Origin of the sequence: Commensalibacter sp. B14384M2 (assembly GCF_016101865.1) — a bacterium.
Classification (GTDB): domain Bacteria; phylum Pseudomonadota; class Alphaproteobacteria; order Acetobacterales; family Acetobacteraceae; genus Commensalibacter; species Commensalibacter melissae.
The window spans coordinates 217,360-231,189 of record NZ_JACFPS010000001.1 but is presented as its reverse complement, the minus strand read 5'-3'; the positions used below and the strand labels follow the sequence as shown (position 1 = coordinate 231,189).

26 protein-coding genes are annotated in these 13,830 nt (G+C 42.4%); all 26 read right to left on the bottom strand.

Going from position 1 to position 13,830, the window contains the following annotated elements; all coding sequences use genetic code 11:
- Positions 1-23: 23 nt before the first annotated feature.
- Positions 24-1,043 carry a DNA-directed RNA polymerase subunit alpha gene (locus H3R33_RS01085; RefSeq protein ID WP_198184554.1) on the bottom strand — a complete coding sequence of 340 codons (1,020 nt, stop codon included), beginning with the start codon at positions 1,041-1,043 and terminating at the stop codon, positions 24-26.
- Between the two features lie 121 nt (positions 1,044-1,164).
- A complete protein-coding gene (gene rpsK / locus H3R33_RS01080) occupies positions 1,165-1,557 on the bottom strand; it encodes a 30S ribosomal protein S11 (RefSeq protein WP_110438383.1) in 393 nt (130 codons plus the stop codon).
- A 52-nt stretch (positions 1,558-1,609) separates the two neighbouring features.
- Complete coding sequence (gene rpsM / locus H3R33_RS01075; protein ID WP_110438384.1) at positions 1,610-1,987, bottom strand: 30S ribosomal protein S13; 378 nt, start codon at positions 1,985-1,987, stop codon at positions 1,610-1,612.
- Between the two features lie 194 nt (positions 1,988-2,181).
- On the bottom strand, positions 2,182-2,838 hold the full coding sequence (locus H3R33_RS01070) for an adenylate kinase (protein ID WP_198184553.1): 657 nt from the start codon (positions 2,836-2,838) through the stop codon (positions 2,182-2,184).
- Positions 2,835-4,184, bottom strand: a complete 1,350-nt coding sequence (gene secY / locus H3R33_RS01065; protein ID WP_198184552.1) for a preprotein translocase subunit SecY — start codon at positions 4,182-4,184, stop codon at positions 2,835-2,837. The genes H3R33_RS01070 and secY overlap by 4 nt, the downstream gene beginning before the upstream one ends.
- 135 nt (positions 4,185-4,319) lie before the next feature.
- Positions 4,320-4,808, bottom strand: a complete 489-nt coding sequence (gene rplO, locus H3R33_RS01060) for a 50S ribosomal protein L15 (RefSeq protein WP_110438387.1) — start codon at positions 4,806-4,808, stop codon at positions 4,320-4,322.
- Positions 4,809-4,991: a 50S ribosomal protein L30 gene (gene rpmD / locus H3R33_RS01055; RefSeq protein WP_122123900.1), complete on the bottom strand. Its 183-nt coding sequence runs from the start codon at positions 4,989-4,991 to the stop codon at positions 4,809-4,811.
- Positions 4,984-5,562 carry a 30S ribosomal protein S5 gene (gene rpsE, locus H3R33_RS01050; protein ID WP_110438389.1) on the bottom strand — a complete coding sequence of 193 codons (579 nt, stop codon included), beginning with the start codon at positions 5,560-5,562 and terminating at the stop codon, positions 4,984-4,986. Before rpsE ends, rpmD begins: the two co-directional genes overlap by 8 nt.
- A gap of 12 nt (positions 5,563-5,574) precedes the next feature.
- A complete protein-coding gene (gene rplR / locus H3R33_RS01045; RefSeq protein ID WP_110438390.1) occupies positions 5,575-5,937 on the bottom strand; it encodes a 50S ribosomal protein L18 in 363 nt (120 codons plus the stop codon).
- The gene (rplF, locus tag H3R33_RS01040; protein ID WP_110438391.1) at positions 5,937-6,470 is read right to left on the bottom strand and encodes a 50S ribosomal protein L6; all 534 of its coding nucleotides are present in this window, start codon (positions 6,468-6,470) and stop codon (positions 5,937-5,939) included. Before rplF ends, rplR begins: the two co-directional genes overlap by 1 nt.
- Before the next feature lie 12 nt (positions 6,471-6,482).
- Positions 6,483-6,881, bottom strand: coding sequence for a 30S ribosomal protein S8 (gene rpsH, locus H3R33_RS01035; protein WP_110438392.1), 399 nt, complete (start codon positions 6,879-6,881; stop codon positions 6,483-6,485).
- Positions 6,882-6,892: 11 nt separating this feature from the next.
- The gene (gene rpsN / locus H3R33_RS01030) at positions 6,893-7,198 is read right to left on the bottom strand and encodes a 30S ribosomal protein S14 (RefSeq protein WP_110438393.1); all 306 of its coding nucleotides are present in this window, start codon (positions 7,196-7,198) and stop codon (positions 6,893-6,895) included.
- Positions 7,199-7,299: 101 nt separating this feature from the next.
- The gene (rplE, locus tag H3R33_RS01025; protein WP_155567188.1) at positions 7,300-7,869 is read right to left on the bottom strand and encodes a 50S ribosomal protein L5; all 570 of its coding nucleotides are present in this window, start codon (positions 7,867-7,869) and stop codon (positions 7,300-7,302) included.
- 11 nt (positions 7,870-7,880) lie between these two features.
- On the bottom strand, positions 7,881-8,201 hold the full coding sequence (gene rplX, locus H3R33_RS01020; protein WP_198184551.1) for a 50S ribosomal protein L24: 321 nt from the start codon (positions 8,199-8,201) through the stop codon (positions 7,881-7,883).
- On the bottom strand, positions 8,201-8,569 hold the full coding sequence (gene rplN / locus H3R33_RS01015) for a 50S ribosomal protein L14 (RefSeq protein WP_110438396.1): 369 nt from the start codon (positions 8,567-8,569) through the stop codon (positions 8,201-8,203). Before rplN ends, rplX begins: the two co-directional genes overlap by 1 nt.
- Before the next feature lie 13 nt (positions 8,570-8,582).
- The gene (gene rpsQ, locus H3R33_RS01010; protein WP_110438397.1) at positions 8,583-8,861 is read right to left on the bottom strand and encodes a 30S ribosomal protein S17; all 279 of its coding nucleotides are present in this window, start codon (positions 8,859-8,861) and stop codon (positions 8,583-8,585) included.
- A gap of 14 nt (positions 8,862-8,875) precedes the next feature.
- Positions 8,876-9,112: a 50S ribosomal protein L29 gene (gene rpmC, locus H3R33_RS01005; RefSeq protein WP_110438398.1), complete on the bottom strand. Its 237-nt coding sequence runs from the start codon at positions 9,110-9,112 to the stop codon at positions 8,876-8,878.
- Position 9,113: 1 nt separating this feature from the next.
- Positions 9,114-9,530: a 50S ribosomal protein L16 gene (gene rplP, locus H3R33_RS01000; RefSeq protein WP_110438399.1), complete on the bottom strand. Its 417-nt coding sequence runs from the start codon at positions 9,528-9,530 to the stop codon at positions 9,114-9,116.
- A 62-nt stretch (positions 9,531-9,592) separates the two neighbouring features.
- On the bottom strand, positions 9,593-10,270 hold the full coding sequence (gene rpsC / locus H3R33_RS00995; RefSeq protein WP_110438400.1) for a 30S ribosomal protein S3: 678 nt from the start codon (positions 10,268-10,270) through the stop codon (positions 9,593-9,595).
- Between the two features lies 1 nt (position 10,271).
- Positions 10,272-10,673 carry a 50S ribosomal protein L22 gene (rplV, locus tag H3R33_RS00990; RefSeq protein ID WP_110438401.1) on the bottom strand — a complete coding sequence of 134 codons (402 nt, stop codon included), beginning with the start codon at positions 10,671-10,673 and terminating at the stop codon, positions 10,272-10,274.
- Positions 10,674-10,676: 3 nt separating this feature from the next.
- A complete protein-coding gene (gene rpsS / locus H3R33_RS00985; protein ID WP_110438402.1) occupies positions 10,677-10,955 on the bottom strand; it encodes a 30S ribosomal protein S19 in 279 nt (92 codons plus the stop codon).
- A gap of 15 nt (positions 10,956-10,970) precedes the next feature.
- Positions 10,971-11,801 carry a 50S ribosomal protein L2 gene (gene rplB, locus H3R33_RS00980; RefSeq protein WP_155568372.1) on the bottom strand — a complete coding sequence of 277 codons (831 nt, stop codon included), beginning with the start codon at positions 11,799-11,801 and terminating at the stop codon, positions 10,971-10,973.
- A gap of 17 nt (positions 11,802-11,818) precedes the next feature.
- Positions 11,819-12,115 (bottom strand): 50S ribosomal protein L23, encoded by a 297-nt coding sequence (locus H3R33_RS00975; protein ID WP_198184701.1) that lies wholly within the window; start codon positions 12,113-12,115, stop codon positions 11,819-11,821.
- Between the two features lie 35 nt (positions 12,116-12,150).
- A complete protein-coding gene (gene rplD, locus H3R33_RS00970; RefSeq protein ID WP_198184550.1) occupies positions 12,151-12,765 on the bottom strand; it encodes a 50S ribosomal protein L4 in 615 nt (204 codons plus the stop codon).
- A gap of 5 nt (positions 12,766-12,770) precedes the next feature.
- On the bottom strand, positions 12,771-13,460 hold the full coding sequence (rplC, locus tag H3R33_RS00965) for a 50S ribosomal protein L3 (RefSeq protein ID WP_198184700.1): 690 nt from the start codon (positions 13,458-13,460) through the stop codon (positions 12,771-12,773).
- Positions 13,461-13,470: 10 nt separating this feature from the next.
- The gene (gene rpsJ, locus H3R33_RS00960; RefSeq protein ID WP_110438407.1) at positions 13,471-13,779 is read right to left on the bottom strand and encodes a 30S ribosomal protein S10; all 309 of its coding nucleotides are present in this window, start codon (positions 13,777-13,779) and stop codon (positions 13,471-13,473) included.
- Positions 13,780-13,830 lie beyond the last annotated feature (51 nt).

Here is a 13,830-nt window from a genome sequence, read left to right as displayed (position 1 = left end):
AATCCTCTTCTATCATACTATGCTTAAAACAGCTCATCCAGCCGTTTAGCTAACTCTTCAATATTTTCTGGTGGCCAAGCAGGCACATTCATTCCCAATGACAATCCCATTGAAGAAAGAACTTCCTTGATTTCATTCAATGACTTGCGACCAAAATTAGGAGTGCGTAACATTTCTTGCTCTGTCCGCTGCACCAGATCGCCAATATACACAATGTTATCATTCTTGAGACAGTTGGCGCTACGAACTGACAATTCAAGCTCATCAACTTTGCGCAATAAATTACGATTGAATGGAAGCTCTTCCTTAGGCTCTTCCGTCACGACTGGTTTAGGCTCATCAAAATTGATAAAAAGCTGGAACTGATCTTGCAAAATACGCGCAGCCAAAGCTACGGCATTTTCAGGCGTTACAGAACCATCTGTTTCCAAAGTCAATAACAGCTTGTCATAATCTGTTACCTGACCAACACGGGTTGGTTCAACTTTATAGGAAACACGACGAACAGGTGAATATATCGCGTCAATTGGAATCATCCCAATCGGAGCATCCTCCTGACGATTAGTAGAGGCAGGAACATAACCTTTACCCATTTCAACGGTAAATTCCATACCCAACTTTATTCCATCATCAAGTGTGCAAATCACAAGATCAGGATTCATGATTTCAATATCATGATCTGTCTGAATCTGTCCAGCTGTAACTTGGCCCGGACCTACCGCGGACAAAATCATCCGTTTTGGACCATCACTATGCATACGTATGGCCAGTTGCTTAACATTCAGGACAATATCCGTGACATCTTCCCGCACACCATTAACTGATGAAAATTCGTGAAGAACGCCATCAATACGAATAGCTGTAACAGCAGCCCCTTGAAGAGAAGATAAAAGTACTCGCCGAAGCGCATTACCGAGCGTCATGCCGAAGCCACGTTCAAGCGGCTCCGCCACCACGGTCGCCACATTTTGTGACGCCGAGCCCGGTTCGACTTCCAGCTTCTCCGGCTTAATAAGAGATTGCCAGTTTTTCTGGAGGACCAAGGTGGTGGCCTTTCAATTCAAATTATTACCAAAAAAGTAACAAAATCTTAACCTCGAAGTCAGCTTTTGTTACTTGAATATTATTTCCATTCATTATTGATTGAAAATAATATACGAACGATTAAACGCGACGACGTTTACGTGGACGACATCCGTTATGTGGCACTGGTGTGGTATCCCGGATTGAAGTAACCGTAAAACCTACCGCCTGTAAAGCACGCAGTGCGCTTTCACGTCCAGATCCCGGGCCAGACACTTCAATTTCAAGAGTTTCCATACCATGTTCACGAGCTTTACGTCCTGCATCCTCAGCAGCAACCTGTGCTGCATAAGGTGTAGATTTGCGTGAACCTTTAAATCCCTGAGCACCCGCTGAAGACCATGAAATTGCATTTCCTTGAACATCAGAGATAGTGATCATCGTATTATTAAACGTAGACAAAACATGCGCTACGCCAGAAGTAATGTTTTTGCGTTCTTTTTTTCTGAGACGCGGTGTGGCGGGTTTCGCCATGGCTTTTATTATCCTGTCCGTTTAGTTATAAAAAATTAAAACAAACCAAGGGTTAACGTGTTACTTTTTTCTTGCCAGCAATAGCAACCGCCTTACCCTTACGTGTACGAGCATTTGTGTGAGTTCTCTGGCCTCTTACAGGCAAACCACGACGATGACGCAATCCACGGTAACATCCCAAGTCCATCAAACGCTTGATATTCATTGAGATTTCACGACGAAGATCACCCTCAACCTGATACTCGCTATCAATTAACTCACGGATTTTCAGAACCTCATCGTCTGAAAGTTCGTTCACCCTACGTTCGTCAGGAATTGACAATTTATTACAAATTTCCTGCGCTTTTGTCGGCCCAATGCCGTATATATAACGCAGACCAATGGTTACCCGCTTATTCGTCGGGATGTTTACGCCGGCAATACGCGCCACGCCCAATACTCCTTAATTAGCCTTAATAATTTAGGTCTATTCTTAACAGCTAGCCACTAAAAAAGCAACAGTTACGAGATCAATAACTGTTTCATTAATAACTAACGTGTTTGAAATACTTTTAAAAGCATCAATATAACTTTCATACTAACAGAGTCAATATAGTATGATAATTTTTTCACAAAAATATAAGCTTACATTTTATTTTTTTTTAAAATTAAATCAATATCTTTTGTCACCTCATCCATATTTTTCATACCATCAATGGGATACAAACATTTTTTTTCTTTATAATATGGCAATAAGGGAGCGGTCTGTTCGCGATAGACTTTTAAACGTTCCAGAACAGTATCTTTATTATCATCAGCTCTTGAAACAAATTCCGTTGAACCGCATGCATCACAGACTCCGTCTTTTTTTGGTTTTTTAGAAAGTTTATTATAACTGGCACCACATTTTGCACAACTAAACCGGTTGGAAATTCGCTCTGCAAGTATTTCCTCATCCACTTTTAATAGTAATACAGCATCAAGCTTCAGATGTTCAGAAACAAACATTTTATCCAACGCTTTTGCTTGATCCACATTGCGAGGGAAACCATCAAGAATGAAACCGTTTTTACAATCATCCTTTTTAATTCTTTTTGCAATCATTTCAACCATCAGATCATCAGGAAACAATAACCCCTTATCCATAATATCCTTGGCTTTTTTCCCGATTTCTGACCCTGACCTCACCTCAGCCCTTAGCATATCTCCTGTGGAGATTTGCGCGATATGATATTTTTCTGACAAACGTTGAGCCTGCGTCCCTTTACCTGCCCCTGGTGGGCCCAAAAATATTAGCTTCACCGTTTTTTTCCTTTTCCAAACCTGGATTTGCGTAATAGACCCTGATATTGGTGCGCAACCAAATGGGATTGAACCTGCGTTACCGTATCTATTGTCACGGAAACTATGATTATCAAACTGGTTCCACCAAAATAGAAGGGAACATTGTAATGATTGATTAAAAATTGTGGCAATAAACAGACAACAACAAGATATAGCGCTCCAATTGTTGTTAATCGTGTCAGGATATTATCAAAATAGGTTGCTGTATTTGCACCTGGACGAATACCGGGAATAAATCCACCCTGTTTTCGTAAATTATCTGCCGTTTCTTTGGGATTAAAGGATACAGCCGCATAAAAATATGAGAAGAAAATAATCATGGCAGCATAAAAGAGCATATATAAAATATGACCCTGACCGAATTCCTGTCCTAGATATGCCAACCATCCAGGTGTCGATTCATTTGATAGAAATCCAGCTATTGTTACAGGTATCAATAAAACTGAAGACGCAAAAATAGGCGGTATGACCCCAGCGGTATTAACTTTTAATGGCATATGTGTTGAATCACCACCATACATGCGTTGCCCAACCTGCCGTTTGGGATATTGTATGACAACTCTTCTTTGCGCCTGTTCCATAAACACGATAAAGGCGATTGTAACCGCTGCCAATACAAGAAATGTAACGACAAAAAATGGAGACAAAGCGCCAGTGTAACCCAGTTGAAATAAACTTGCCAAAGCCGTTGGTAAATTGGCGACAATACCGGCAAAAATAATCAATGATATTCCATTACCGACCCCGCGTGCCGTGATTTGTTCCCCTAACCACATCAAAAACATTGTTCCACCAACCAGCGTGATGACGCAGGTTAACAGAAAAAGCATCCCCGGATTGGTAACGGCAGAACCTGCGGGACTTTTCATACTTTCCAATCCAATGGCAATTCCATAAGCCTGGAATAAAGCAATGAAAACCGTCAGGTAACGTGTATATTGATTAAGCTTTTTACGTCCTTGCTCCCCTTCCTTTTTCAAGGCTTCAAGAGATGGCATCGCAGATGACATCAACTGAATGATAATAGATGCACTAATATAGGGCATGATGTTCAGGGCAAAAATGGTCATGCGACCCAAGGCGCCACCACTGAACATGTCAAACATACCAAGAATACCGCCCTGGTGTTTAGCCAGCAATTGTGCCATTACCGTAGCATCCACTCCCGGAACCGGGATATAGGTACCTAGACGGTAAATAATTAACGCACCCAATGTAAACCAAATACGCTTTTTTAATTCAGTTGCTTTAGAAAACGCACTGACATTAATATTCGCCGCTAGTTGTTCGGCCATAGAGGCCATAATTTTTATCCTTTCAAAAAAAACAGCGTCACCGTAACGAAACGGGACGCTGTAATTTTACCTTAAAATTAGAATGTAACATAATGTTTTGATCTAAAAATTGATCAAACTTAAATTATATTACCTCTTCATTTCCTAGGCATCTGCAGAAACATCCCCAGATGACGATAAAAGTTTTAGAGAACCACCAGCTTTTTTAACCGCTTCAACAGCTGCCGCTGATGCTCTTGACACTTCCAAGTTGATGGCCTGATTTAGATTTCCATTAGCAAGCAAACAGACGCCAGAGTATTTTTTTCCCTTAAATAAACCGGCTTCACGCAATGCTTTTTCATCGATTAAAGATGATGCATTCAATTTGCCCTGCTCAATAGCGGATGAAAGGGTCCGAAGATTAATTTCCACATAATTTTTGCGAAAAATATTCTTGAACCCTCTTTTTGGCATACGACGGTAAAGTGGAAGCTGTCCACCTTCAAAGCCATTGATTGCCACACCTGAACGTGCCAACTGACCTTTCACGCCTTTACCTGATGTTTTGCCTTTACCAGAACCAATACCTCGTCCAAGACGTTTTTTACGGTATCTCGCTCCGGCATTATCACGAAGTTCATTTAGATTCATTTATCCCTCCACCTTAACGAGGTGGCGAATCTTATTGATCATTCCCTGGACAGCTGGTGTATTTTCCAACTCACGGGTTGCACCAACACGATTCAAGCCAAGACCAGTCAATGTTTGCTTTTGATCTTTCTTACGACCAATTGCAGATGCTATCTGAGTTACTTTTACCGTATTACTAGCCATTTACAGCCTCCGCATTTTGAGACGCATGACCAGAATCACGGCGACCAAGAATTTCAGACACCTTCTTTCCACGTCTTGCTGCAACAACTCTTGGACTTGCACATCTACGCAATGCATCAAAAGTTGCTTTTACCATATTATGTGGATTACGTGAACCTGTTGATTTCGCAACAACATCATTAATTCCAAGGCTTTCAAAAACCGCACGCATTGGACCGCCAGCAATAATACCAGTTCCCGAATCGGCAGATCTTAACACGACCTTACCGGCGCCATAAAAACCTTGCACATCATGATGCAATGTTCTGCCTTCTTTCATGGGAACACGTATCATTGATTTTTTAGCCTGCTCAGTTGCCTTGCGGATTGCTTCAGGCACCTCTCTGGCTTTACCTGCACCATATCCTACACGTCCACGCTGATCACCAACGACGACCAATGCAGCAAAGGCAAAGCGTCGACCACCTTTTACAACTTTAGCAACACGATTAATCGATACCAATTTGTCGATCAAATCTTCATTTTCACGTTCACGTCCACCGCGACCGCCTTCTTTCACTTCACGTGCCATTCGCGACTCCTCTTAGAACGAGAGCCCGCCCTCACGGGCAGCCTCAGCAAGCGCTTTTACACGCCCATGATAAATATAGGAGCCACGATCAAATACGACCTGTTCCAATCCTGCTGCCTTTGCACGCTCAGCAATCAACTTGCCTACGACACGAGCAGCATTAATATCAGCTCCAGTTTTAATTTGTTCTTTAGCCGCTGCATCCAAAGTTGAAGCAGCAACTAAAGTCTTACCAGCCATATCGTCAATAACTTGAGCATAAATATTTTTGCTTGAACGGAAAACCGAAAGACGTGGACGCCCGTTTCCTTTCTGACGAAGCTGATAACGCAACCGTCTGCGACGGCGCGTTTGTAATTCACGTTGCATACCCATTATTTTTTCTTGCCTTCTTTGCGACGTATAATCTCATCTTCATAACGAACACCTTTACCTTTATAAGGTTCAGGTTTTCTAAAATTACGTATATCCAGTGCGATTTGACCAACACGTTGTTTATCATTACCTTCAACAACGATTGCCGTTGGACGTGGCGTTGTAATTTTAATATCAGATGGAATTGGATAAACAACATCGTGTGAATAACCAAGATTCATAACAAGATTTGAACCTTGAACAGCGGCACGAAACCCAGTTCCCGTGATTTCCAGGGCCTTGGTATAACCTTCGGAAACACCTTTGACCATATTCGCAATTAATGCTCTGGTAGTGCCCCACATTGTTCTTGCGGCAACACCATCATCTTTTGGCTTAACAGTAACCTGATTATCTTCAATAACAGTTTCAATATGTTCAGATACAGGCAGAGACAATTCGCCTCTTTTACCTTTGACAACAATTTTACCGTCTTTCAGAGAAACTTGTACCCCTTGCGGAATCTGCACGGGATTTTTGCCTACACGTGACATTGATCCCTCCTCTTAGAATACACGACAGAGCACTTCACCACCAACATTGGCGGCACGTGCTTCAATATCAGATAAAACACCCTGAGGTGTTGACAAAATGGATACCCCAAGGCCACCATAAACACGTGGTAATTCTTTAATTTTAGAATAAACGCGACGACCTGGTTTAGATACTCTCTGAATTTCTTTAATAACAGGAGCACCTTCAGAATACTTCAATTCAATGCGAAGCTGGCTTATTCCCTTGCGAAGCTCTTCTTTCTTATATCCGCGAATATAACCTTCACGCTTTAATGCTTCCAAAACATTAACTCTCAAATTAGAAGCGGGAACCACACAAAATGAATGACGAGCTGATTGTGCATTACGTATACGGGTGAGCATATCACCCAATGGATCAGATAATGACATCTATATATCCCTTACCAGCTTGATTTAACCATACCAGGGATTTGCCCGGTAGATGCCAATTCACGCAATGCGATACGGCAAAGTTCAAATTTACGGTAATTCCCACGAGAGCGACCAGTTAGTTTACAACGCAAACGCACTCTTACTCGTGAACCATTACGAGGAAGTTTAGCCAATTTTAAAGATGCATCAAAACGATCTTCAACTGGTAAACTTCTATCCATTACAATATTTTTTAACGCAATACGTTTTGCTTTATCACGTGCGGACATACGTGCACGCTTCGCATTACGATAAATGGCTGAAGTTTTTGCCATGTTTAATTTTACCCTCCGGAACCTGTCGACTATATCGACCGTTTTCCAAAAAAAACAAATTTGCAAGGTAATGTATCACCTTGCAGCGAAAGAACAATTTCCTATCCAATAAATGGAAGGGAAAATGCTTTTAACAAAGCCTTGGCTTCATCATTGGTCTTGGCTGTGGTTACAAACACAATATCCATACCACGTACTTCGTCTACTTTATCGTAAACGATTTCAGGAAATACAATCTGTTCTTTCAAACCCATTGCAAAATTTCCACGACCATCAAATCCTTTGTTTGCTGGCAATCCTCTAAAATCTCGAACACGCGGCAAAGCGATTGTAACCAAACGATCCAGAAATTCATACATACGGTTTTTACGTAATGTAACTTTACATCCAATGGGTAAACCAGCACGAATTTTAAATCCAGCAATCGCTTTCTTAGTAAGTGTTTTAACGGCTTTTTGACCGGCAATCAAGGTCATTTCTTCCGTGGCAGCATCCAGTTTCTTTTGATCGCCCGCTGCTTCTCCAACACCCATGTTTAAAACAATTTTTTCAAGACGCGGAATCTGCATCTCGTTTTTGTAATTGAATTGTTCACGTAACTTTTTACGCAATTCATTTTTGTAAAGCGCGTAAAGGCGTGCTTCAGAGCGAACTTGACTATTTTCTGACATATCCACCTCTCTTAACCTTCGATCACTTCACCGGTGGCTTTGGCAACACGAACCTTACGACCGTCTTCCAAAACTCTAAATCCAACACGAGTAGGTTTCCCTGATTTTGGATCTACCAATTTAAGATTTGACAAGTGAATAGCCTTTTCACGCTCAACAATGCCACCAGCATCACCCATGCGGGTTGGTTTCTTATGATGTTTGGCAACCGCCACACCACGAACCACTGCCTTATTTTCAACAGGAGAAATTGACAGGACTTCACCATGCACACCTTTCTGAGGCCCTGTAATAACGATTACTTGATCGCCTTTTTTAATACGTGCAGCCATTATAAAACCTCCGGAGCTAAGGAGATAATTTTCATGAATTGACGTGCACGCAACTCCCTTACTACCGGGCCGAAAATACGTGTGCCAATTGGCTCGTTTTGTTTATTTATCAATACAGCAGCATTTTTATCAAAACGTATTGAGGTTCCATCAGGACGACGAACAGGATAGCTTGTTCTGACAATCACAGCTTGATGGACATCACCTTTTTTTACTTTGCCACGAGGAATAGCCTCTTTGACAGAAACGACGATCACGTCGCCGACCGAAGCGGTTTTCCGCTTTGAACCGCCCAGTACCTTAATGCACTGCACCTCTCTTGCACCTGAATTATCAGCCACAGTTAGGTTGGTCTCGGGATGGATCATAGTTAAGCCTCCCTTAAGCTTCTATGCTGGATACTTGCTCAGCCGCACCAAGAGGTGCACCGTTGCGAGAAATCACAGTCCATGTTTTCCTTTTTGAAATCGGAGGAGATTCAATGATACGAACCATATCTCCAATTTGACACTCATTTAATTCATCATGCGCCGCATATTTTTTCGAACGACGAATGAATTTTTTATAAAGCGGGTGCATAACGCGACGAACAACCAAAACAGAAACTGTTTTGTCCATTTTATCGCTTGTCACCCGACCGGTTAGAACGCGCCTTGGCATCGCCCATTAACTCCTCAGGACTTGCCGGCAGATGCGGCAGCACCTGCGGCGTTTTTGTTAACTTCAGTCATAATGGTCTTAATCCGTGCAATATCTCGACGGATTACCCCAATTCGACCCACACCCTCATTTTGACCAGTCGCACGTTGGAAACGTAAATTAAACTGTTCACGTCGCAAATCAATTAACAACGTCTTTAATTCGTCCACCGTTTTAGCGCGCAGATCAGCTGGCTTATTTGCCTTTGCCATTCTAGGCCTCTCCTATACGGGTTACAAATTTCGTTTTAATTGGCAGCTTCGCAGCACCGAGCGTTAACGCCTCTTTTGCAATTTCGGGACTTACACCTTCAATCTCAAATAGGATACGACCTGGTTTGATACGAGCAACCCAATATTCAGGAGACCCTTTTCCAGATCCCATACGAACTTCTGCTGGTTTACTAGAGACAGGAAGGTCTGGAAAAACTCTAATCCACACACGTCCCATACGTTTCATCGCACGTGTAATCGCACGACGAGACGCTTCAATTTGACGGGCTGTAATACGTTCTGGCTGCAGTGCTTTCAAACCATAGGTTCCAAAATTAAGCTCTGTCCCACCTTTAGCCATTCCGTGAATACGGCCTTTATGAGCTTTGCGGAATTTAGTCCGCCGCGGAGATAGCATTATTTAAAATCCTCATGCGTTGTAATAGCTTTATTAATAACTATTATGCTCCAATTAATCAATTACCTTTGTGGTGCCTGATCAGCAGCACGGCGATCCTGGGCCAATGGATCATGGGCCATGATTTCGCCCTTAAAGATCCAAACCTTTACACCACATTTCCCATAGGTTGTATGAGCTGCGGCAACACCATAATCAATATCTGCTCTTAAAGTATGCAAGGGAACACGTCCTTCACGATACCATTCGACGCGTGCAATTTCAGCACCGCCAAGACGACCACTGCAATTGATACGAATTCCCTGTGCACCTAAACGCATTGCTGACTGCACTGCTCTTTTCATCGCACGGCGAAACGCCACACGTCTTTCCAGCTGCTGAGCAATATTTTCAGCAACAAGTGTCGCATCAATTTCTGGTTTACGTATTTCAACAATATTCAATGCAACCTCTGCACCGGCCATTGATGTTAATTCTTTACGTAAGCTATCAATATCCTGACCTTTTTTACCAATAACGATTCCGGGGCGCGCCGCATAAATCGTTACACGAGGCTTTTTAGCTGGTCGTTCAATAACAACCCTGGAAACACCCGCACCTGCAAGTTTCTTGCGTAAATGGTCACGAAGTTTGAAATCTTCAAATAATAATTTGGTATAATCATTATCTGCATACCAACGACTATCCCAAGTACGATTGATACCCAAACGCAACCCAATTGGATTAACTTTTTGACCCATATTATGCTGCCTTTCCTTCAGAAGAATCGTTTTCGTCACGCTCAGCAACGACAATTTTCAAATGACTAAAGAATTTCTGAATTTGCGCTGAACGTCCACGACCCCTCGCATGAAAACGACGCATAACCATCGCTTTACCCACCTCTGCCTTGGATACAATCAAACGGTCTACATCAAGTTGATGATTGTTTTCCGCATTTGCAATCGCGCTTTCCAGAATTGTTTTAACTTCTTTAGCAATTCTTCTTTTAGAAAAGGTTAATTTTGCCAAAGCAGTGGATGCAGGTTGATTACGAATCAATCCAGCAACAAGATTTAGTTTTCGTGGACTTACACGAATATTACGTCCAATTGCCTGTGCTTCGGTTTCAGCGAGTGCACGATCATGTTTTGGTTTACTCATATCCTAGCCCCGCTTAACTTTTTTGTCTGCTGCATGACCATTGAATGTACGGGTTGGCGAAAATTCACCGAATTTATGACCCACCATATTTTCACTGACCTGCACTGGTAAAAATTTATGGCCGTTGTAAACACCAAAAACCAAACCAACAAACTGCGGCAAAATGGTGGAACGGCGTGACCAAATTTTGATCACATCGTTACGACCTGAAGCGCGTGCGGTTTCAGCTTTCTTAAGTAAATACCCGTCTACAAACGGGCCTTTCCAGACGGATCTTGCCATCTCTATTTGCCCCTTTTATTTGCCTGTCTTACGGCGACGGATAATCAAGCTGTCCGTACGCTTATTGACTCTTGTTTTATAACCTTTAGTTGGTTTACCCCATGGTGTCACAGGATGACGACCACCAGAAGTACGACCTTCACCACCACCATGAGGATGGTCAACCGGGTTCATGACAACACCACGGTTGTGTGGACGACGGCCTAACCAACGGCTACGTCCCGCCTTACCAAAATGCTGGTTCATGTTATCTGGATTGGATACGGCACCAACTGTTGCCATACATTCACCACGTACCAAACGCAATTCATTCGACTGCAGTTTGATTTGTGCATATCCAGCATCCTTACCAACCAACTGAGCGTAAGTTCCAGCTGAACGAACCAGTTTTCCGCCGGCTCCTTCTTTTAATTCAATATTGTGAATAATGGTTCCTACAGGGATAGCTGCTAAAGGCATTGCATTTCCAGGTTTAACATCTACACGCTGACCTGCGATTACAACATCTCCAACTTTTAATCTTTGAGGTGCCAGAATATAAGATAACTCACCGTCTTCATATTTGATCAACGCGATAAAAGCAGTTCGATTGGGATCATATTCTAACCGTTCAACAGTTGCAGGCATATCATATTTACGTCTTTTAAAATCGACATAACGGTATGACTGTTTATGCCCACCCCCAATAAAACGAGAGGTAATTCGACCATTATTATTACGTCCACCCGTCTTGTTCTTACCTTCGGTAAGCGTCTTGACAGGTTTACCTTTCCAAAGCTCCTTACGGTCAATTAGAACCGTGCCACGGAGACTTGGAGTAACTGGTTTAAAGTGCTTAAGTGCCATTAATTCCTACCTCACACTTATGACAACTTGGTTGTCAAATCAATTGACTGACCTTCAGCAAGTTGAACAAAAGCTTTTTTAACATCAGAACGACGCCCTAACCGACCTCGAAATCTTTTTGTCTTACCTTTTAAAATCAGCGTATTAACACCCAACACTTTCACACCGAACAAAGTTTCAATCGCAACTTTAACCTGAGACTTAGTAGCGTTTAATGCAACTTTAAACGCAATTTGATTTTTTTCAGACAAAAAGGTTGCCTTTTCAGTAATCAAGGGCGCGCGAATAATGTTAAACATCGCTTCACGAGACATTTTTTCCGCCTTTTGGCGAATTGAAAGAATATTCGTCATACCAGGCGCTCCTTTAACCCATCAACTGCTGCGCGCGTAATAGCCAAAATATCATGATTTAAAATGTCATAAACATTTGCACCAATTGTTGGAAGAATATCTACTGAAGCGATATTTCTTACTGCACGTCCAAAATTCTCATCAATATTTGCATCAATAATTAGAGTTGAATTCCAGCCCAACACTTTTAATTTTGCAGCTAATTCAGATGTTTTTGCAGTATTATTGGCTTCGTCAATAACGACCAACTTACCTTCTGCCAATTTCTGTGATAAAGCAGAAATAAGACCAAGACGTCTTACTTTCTTTGGTAAATCATACCCATGATCACGCACTACTGGACCATGAACAATGCCACCGGTACGAAACTGTGGTCCACGTAACGAACCTTGACGCGCATTACCTGTACCTTTTTGCCGATAAGGTTTTTTTGTTGTTCCAGAAATTTCACCACGCCCCTTAATCTTATGATTGCCAGAACGACGTTTGGCAAGCTGCCAATGCACAACTCTTGCCATAATATCTTGACGGGGTTCAATTCCGAAAATTTCATCTGGAAGCGTAATATTGCCAGCACTTCCATTATCGAAGGTTTTGATTTCTACATCCATAGTGTTCAACCTTCCTCAGCAACCGTTGCCAATGCTGCCGGAAATGGTGCATCAGCATGACGAGGCTTTTTGATCGCATCACGCAAGAGAACAAACCCGTTTTTCGCACCAGGGACTGCACCTTTAATCATGATCAAATTTTTCTCTACATCTACAGCAGCAACCTCAAGATTCTGCGTCGTTACACGCTCACTACCTAAATGGCCTGCCATCTTCTTATTCTTAAATGTTTTACCAGGGTCTTGTCTATTCCCTGTGGAACCATGCGAACGATGACTAATTGAAACACCATGAGTTGCTTCCAACCCCTTGAAATTCCAACGTTTCATTCCACCTGCAAATCCCTTACCTTTACTGATCCCAGTTACGTCCACCTTTTGTCCTACAACAAAATGAGCGGCAGTCAATCTTGCCCCCGCCTCAACAACAGCGTCTTCCGTAACACGAAATTCTACAAGTTTTTGTTTTGGTTCAACTTTTACCCGTGCAAAATGACCACGATTAGGCTTGCTAACATTTTTTACCTTAGCTTTACCATACCCCAATTGAAGGGCTGTGTATCCATCACGTTCATTTGTACGAGCATCAACTACTTGTACTTCATCCAAGTACAATACAGTGACTGGCACATGAGTGCCGTCCTCTTTAAATAGTCGGGTCATTCCCAACTTTTTTGCGATCAATCCTGTACGCATCGTCTGGACCTTATAGCTTAATCTCGACATCAACGCCAGCGGCGAGGTCAAGTTTCATGAGAGCGTCCACGGTCTGCGGGTTGGGCTCAACAATATCTAACAAACGCCGGTGCGTTCTGATTTCGAACTGCTCACGACTCTTCTTATCAATATGGGGTGAGCGGTTAACTGTAAACCGCTCAATGTGCGTTGGCAACGGGATTGGTCCCCTTACCTGTGCCCCCGTACGCTTCGCTGTATTTACGATTTCACGAGTGCTATTATCCAACACACGATAATCGTAAGCTTTAAGGCGAATACGGATGTTTTGGCTTTCCATTTATTTCTGCCTACAAAAACGAATCCTTTTCGGATCCAAGAACAACAAGAT